Origin of the sequence: Allobosea sp. CER48, from assembly GCF_044752385.1 — a bacterium.
In the GTDB taxonomy this organism is placed as follows: domain Bacteria; phylum Pseudomonadota; class Alphaproteobacteria; order Rhizobiales; family Beijerinckiaceae; genus Allobosea.
In genome coordinates this window covers 1-4,933 of the sequence record NZ_JBIWYK010000234.1, presented here as the reverse complement: position 1 = coordinate 4,933, position 4,933 = coordinate 1, and the positions used below count along the sequence as shown (strand labels likewise).

Below are 4,933 nucleotides of genomic sequence, written 5' to 3'. Positions count from 1 at the left end.
CGCTGGCGAAGGTCGGCCGGGCGGATGCGAATTCGGGCGCACATCTGCGCGCCCGCGCCCCGATCCCGGTCGACATCATCCGCAACGGCTTCGCCGCGCGCCAGACCATCGCGACGCCTGTCCAGGATCGTTCCGTCGGCTTCAAGCTCGGCCAGGACGCCTTCTCGCTCTCGACGACGCTCTCCGACCCGGCAAGCGCCGGCGCGACGCGCGACGCCAGCGTCAACTGGCGGCTCGCCCGGCCGCTACCCACGTCGCAGGGGTTTCTCTGGGGGGTGAGCACGGGTGGCGGCAGCTCGCTCTACGGCAATCCCGAACAGACTGGCGAGGCGCTGGTCGGCTACCGGCAGGAGCTGCTTCCCTATTTCACGCTGACGTCCCAGCTCGCCATGGGCGGCAACTATGTCTTCGCCACTGACGGCGGATTCCATTCGGCGCTGACTCCGGAGATGAAGCTCTCGGTCGACCTCGCCAAGCTCGCCGACCTGCCCTGGCAGACCTCCTTCGACGTCACGCTGGCGCGCAAGCTCCCGCTCGTCGCCAGCGACTACGAGACGCGCGGGCGGGCCCTGCTCTCCTTCAAATACCGCTGGGACTGAGCAGCCCGGCCGCTATCGCATGGCCGCCTGCACCTGGCAGCCTTTCGCCTCGCCATTGGCCGCACTAGCCTCCGTCCCATGACACACTCGACTTCGACCAAATTCGCTCTCGTCACCGGCGGCACGCGCGGCATCGGCGCAGGTGCCGCCCTCGCCCTGGCGCAGGCCGGCTACGACGTCCTCGCTACCGGCCTGACCGAGGACGAGGTCGCGGCCGCGCCGGCCCATCCCGCCATCCGCCATGCCCGGCTCGACGTGACCAGCGACGACCAGGTCGCCGCCATCGTCGCCGCCTGCCCCCGCATCGACGCCCTGGTGAACTGTGCCGGCATGATCCAGCGCGGCGGCAAGGAATTCGAGATCGACGCCTTCCGCCTGACCGTCGAGGTCAACCTCACCGGCTCGATGCGGATGTGCCTCGCCGCCAGGGACAAGCTCGCCGCCAAGAGCGCCGACAAGGCTGGCGGCGCGATCGTCAACATCGCCTCGATGCTGACCTTCCACGGCTCGCCATTCGCTCCTGGTTATGCCGCCTCCAAGGGCGGCATCGGCCAGCTCACCAAGTCGCTCGCCGCCGCCTGGGCGCACGACGGCATCCGCGTAAACGCCGTCGCGCCAGGCTGGATCGAGACCGAACTGACCCGTCCGCTGGTGGAGGATGCCGAGCGCTCGGCACCGATTCTGGCACGCACCCCGATGGGCCGCTGGGGCAAGCCCGGCGATGTCGGCGGCGCCATCGCCTTCCTGCTTTCGAACGCCGCCCAGTTCGTCACCGGCGCCATCCTCCCGGTCGACGGCGGCTACCTGGCGATCTAGATAACTCGTTTCTTTCCAGCAACTTGATTGCAACAATTGAATCAGATTGACCGAAACTTGAATCAGAACATCAGCGCGGGAGAGACGCCATGAACACGACGAGCCCGATGCCCGTCGCGGCCACGCAGGAGGAGCGTTGGACGCCCTATCGCCATCCTCAGCCGAAGGAATCCCCGCCGGAGCTGATCGTCCCCAATGTGATCCCGACCGATGAGCGCGTCTGGGTGCCGGTGGACGACAATGTCTGGTTCCGCCCCCTGCTCTTCTGCGTCTCGCGCGGCTACTGGATGAACCTGCTCAAGGTCCGCCGTGCCGGCGTGCTGTCGCGCCATCGCCACCCGCTACCGGTCCATGGCTATGTGCTGAAGGGGAAGTGGCGCTATCTCGAGCACGACTGGGTCGCGACCGAAGGCTCCTATGTCTACGAGGCGCCGGGCGAGACGCATACGCTGGTGGTCGATCCCGACGTCGAGGAGATGATCACAATGTTCCAGGTGAACGGCGCGATGATCTATGTCGATCCGGACGGCAAGTGCCTGGGCTATGACGACGTCTTCACGCGCATCGACAAATGCCGGGCGCATTATGCGCAGAACGGCCTCGGAGCCGAATACGTCGATCAGTTCATCCGCTGAAACTGAGCTTCGGCAGGGAAAGCAGCGCTTCAGCGTCCGAGCTTCGCGAGCTCGACCGCCGCCCGCAGCTCGATATGGGCCAGCACCTCGTCGAGGCGCGGGTCGTCGGTCGTCTCGCGCCTCAGCGCCAGCGTCATCCGCAGGCGCTCCAGCTCGGACGGCAGAACCCGGCCGGCGAGCAGCGCGGCCTTCAGCCCGTCGAGGCCGTCGAGCAGGTCATGCCCGCGCTTGGCCTGCCGACGCTTGCGCTCCTGCGGGTCTTCCTGCGCCTGCACGGCCAACAACGTGTCGAGCGGCCCCGTCGCGCCGACACCGCTGCTGCGACTGGCAGTCGCCGAGTCCTGCGCCGGAAGGGAAAATGAAGCGCCGCTCGTGCGCCTCGCGGAGCCGGCCGCGCCGGCATTCGAGACGGGCGCGCGCTGGTCGATCCTGATCATCGGCGGCCTCGCTGGCATCGGCGCTGAAAGTGGAAGCCACTTCCCGCAGAGGTCCAATGCGGTGACGTATCGGATCGCTACAATGCGCTCTTCAAGCGCTGGGCGATCCGGCATGCCCCCAAACTCTCCCGCCATGGTTAACAGCTGGTAAACCACTCGGCAGAAACTGCCGCCCCCGGCAGGAAACGCAGCCTGCGCGATGCGCCCAGAGGAGTAGCGCTCACCTCAAGATGTTGACAAACATAGATTTTCCATTTCGACCGGGTTGGCACGCAGATCGCTAGGCCAAGGGAGACCAACATCTGTCCCCTGGTGCCGCAGCATGTTCCGCAACTCCGCCCTGACGACTCTGCTGAAGCCGCTGGCCGCCCTGCTGGCCGTGGCGATCGGCCTGTCGTCGCAGCCGGTGTTTGCGCTCTCGCGCATCAAGGATCTCGCCGCCGTCGAGGGCGTCCGCTCCAACCAGCTGCTCGGTTACGGCATCGTCGTCGGCCTCAACGGCACCGGCGACACGCTCAACAACACGCCCTTCACCAAGCAGTCGCTGCAGGCGATGCTGGAACGCCTCGGCGTCAACACCCGCGGCGCCAACATGCGCACCGCCAACGTCGCCGCGGTGATGGTGACGGCCAACCTGCCGCCTTTCTCGACGCAGGGCACGCGCGTGGACGTTACCGTCTCGGCCATGGGCGATGCCAAGTCGCTGCAGGGCGGCACGCTTCTCGTCACTCCGCTGCTCGGCGCCGATGGCGAGGTCTATGCCGTCTCGCAGGGTCCGGTCGCGATCTCCGGCTTTTCGGCAGAAGGCGACGCCAGCAAGATCACGCGTGGCGTGCCCACCGTCGGCCGTATCGCCAATGGCGGCGTCGTCGAGCGCGAGATCGACTTCGCGCTGAACAAGCTCTCGACGCTGCGCCTGTCGTTGCGCAATCCGGACCTGACCACGGCCCGCCGCATGGCCGCCGCGATCAACGACTTCATCGGCGGCGATTCCGCCGAGCCGACCGATCCGTCGACCGTCGTCCTGCAGATCCCGCCCCGCTTCAAGGGCAACATGATCAAGCTGCTCACCGATATCGAGCAGCTGCGCGTCGAGCCCGATCAGCTCGCCCGCATCGTCATCGACGAGCGCTCCGGCATCATCGTCATGGGCAAGGACGTGCGCGTTTCAACGGTCGCCGTCGCGCAGGGCAATCTCACGGTCACGATCAGCGAAACGCCACAGGTCAGCCAGCCCAACGAGTTCGCCCGCGGCCGAACCGTCGTGACGCCCCAGACCAGCGTCAAGGTCGACACCGGCAGCGGCAACAAGCTCGCTCTGGTCAAGGAAAGCGTGACCCTCGCCGAACTCGTCGACGGGCTCAACGCGCTGGGCATCGGCCCGCGCGACCTGATCTCCATTCTCCAGGCCATCAAGTCGGCAGGCGCCCTGCAGGCTGAAATCGAGGTGATGTGATGTCCCCGACCCTCGCTCTCCCCGCCGCGAATCTCGCCATCGGCATCGCCGGCAAGGTCGTCAACGGCATTGCCGATGCGCTCGATCCGGCCAAGGCCAAGGCCAAGAAGCAGGCCGACGATTTCGAGACCATGTTTCTCGAGCAGATGACCGAGCGCCTGACGGCGAGCGAAGGCACCGAAGGCCCGCTCGGCGAGAACGGCGCCGGCGGCGGCATCTGGCGTTCGCAGCTCAGTCAGCAATACGCCCAGCAGATCCAGAAGGCCGGCGGCGTGGGCCTCTCCAACCAGATCATGCGCGACCTGCTCAGCCTTCAGGAGCAGGCCGCGTCCGGAGCACAGAATGTCGGCCGCTAACTCGATCCTGGACGAGCGGCCACGCGTCGCCGACGCGCTCAGCGCCCGCGCGCTCATCGAGGCCGTGCTGGAAGCTCTCGGCTCGTTGTCGCATCTCGTCGGCGAGGAGACCGAGCTTGTTCGCGCCGGCAGGCTGCCCGAAGCGATGACAAGAGAGCCACGAAAGACCGAGCTCGCCGGCATCTACATGCGCGGTGTCGAACAGGTGAAGCTGAACGCGGTGGCGCTCGCCCGCTTCGTGCCGGAGCATGTGAAGCGGCTGAAGGATGCCCACCTCGCCTTCCAGAGCCTGATCGAAACCAACCAGATCGTTCTGGCCACTGCCCGCGCGGTTTCGGAATCGGTCATCCGCGATCTCGCTGCCGACGCCAACCGTCCGATGCGCGCCAATGGCTACGGCCCGGCGGCATCTGTCGGCGCCGGTGCCTTCGCTCGTCCGAACTCGGGCCCGCTGGTCATCTCCCGGCAGCTTTGAACCCGCGCCTGTCGGAGCATCATCCCGCCCCCCGGCGCGGCTGCGCCGGGAAACCTCAATATTTACCTAATTTCCTTACGGTCGATTCAATCTTCCGTGCGATATTCGCCATTGTCGGGCAGGTGTGCCCTGCTTCCGACAGCTAGCGAACGCGGCGCG

Annotated in this window: 7 protein-coding genes; 6 read left to right on the top strand and 1 reads right to left on the bottom strand. The window is 66.7% G+C overall.

Annotated elements, in window-relative coordinates:
• The 3 genes from ACIPIA_RS10270 to ACIPIA_RS10260 form a co-directional block, all read left to right on the top strand.
• Nucleotides 1–599 (top strand): hypothetical protein (locus ACIPIA_RS10270; RefSeq protein WP_400509152.1); only part of this gene is annotated, 599 nt, incomplete at its 5' end.
• Nucleotides 600–677: 78 nt separating this feature from the next.
• Nucleotides 678–1,415 (top strand): SDR family NAD(P)-dependent oxidoreductase, encoded by a 738-nt coding sequence (locus tag ACIPIA_RS10265; protein ID WP_400509150.1) that lies wholly within the window; start codon nt 678–680, stop codon nt 1,413–1,415.
• An 89-nt stretch (nt 1,416–1,504) separates the two neighbouring features.
• Entirely contained in the window at nt 1,505–2,050 is a 546-nt protein-coding gene (locus tag ACIPIA_RS10260; protein WP_248308036.1) for a 2,4'-dihydroxyacetophenone dioxygenase family protein, read from the top strand.
• A gap of 29 nt (nt 2,051–2,079) precedes the next feature.
• On the opposite strand, the gene ACIPIA_RS10255 is transcribed toward ACIPIA_RS10260, so the two are convergent.
• Nucleotides 2,080–2,487 (bottom strand): flagellar assembly protein FliX, encoded by a 408-nt coding sequence (locus ACIPIA_RS10255; RefSeq protein ID WP_400509148.1) that lies wholly within the window; start codon nt 2,485–2,487, stop codon nt 2,080–2,082.
• 322 nt (nt 2,488–2,809) lie between these two features.
• On the opposite strand from ACIPIA_RS10255, the gene ACIPIA_RS10250 reads away from it, so the two are divergent.
• Genes ACIPIA_RS10250 through ACIPIA_RS10240 form a run of 3 tightly spaced genes read left to right on the top strand, consistent with a single transcriptional unit; the run spans nt 2,810 to nt 4,774 of the window.
• Complete coding sequence (locus ACIPIA_RS10250) at nt 2,810–3,943, top strand: flagellar basal body P-ring protein FlgI (RefSeq protein WP_400509146.1); 1,134 nt, start codon at nt 2,810–2,812, stop codon at nt 3,941–3,943.
• Nucleotides 3,943–4,299 carry a rod-binding protein gene (locus tag ACIPIA_RS10245; RefSeq protein ID WP_400509144.1) on the top strand — a complete coding sequence of 119 codons (357 nt, stop codon included), beginning with the start codon at nt 3,943–3,945 and terminating at the stop codon, nt 4,297–4,299. Before ACIPIA_RS10250 ends, ACIPIA_RS10245 begins: the two co-directional genes overlap by 1 nt.
• A complete protein-coding gene (locus ACIPIA_RS10240) occupies nt 4,286–4,774 on the top strand; it encodes a hypothetical protein (protein ID WP_400509142.1) in 489 nt (162 codons plus the stop codon). The genes ACIPIA_RS10245 and ACIPIA_RS10240 overlap by 14 nt, the downstream gene beginning before the upstream one ends.
• Nucleotides 4,775–4,933 lie beyond the last annotated feature (159 nt).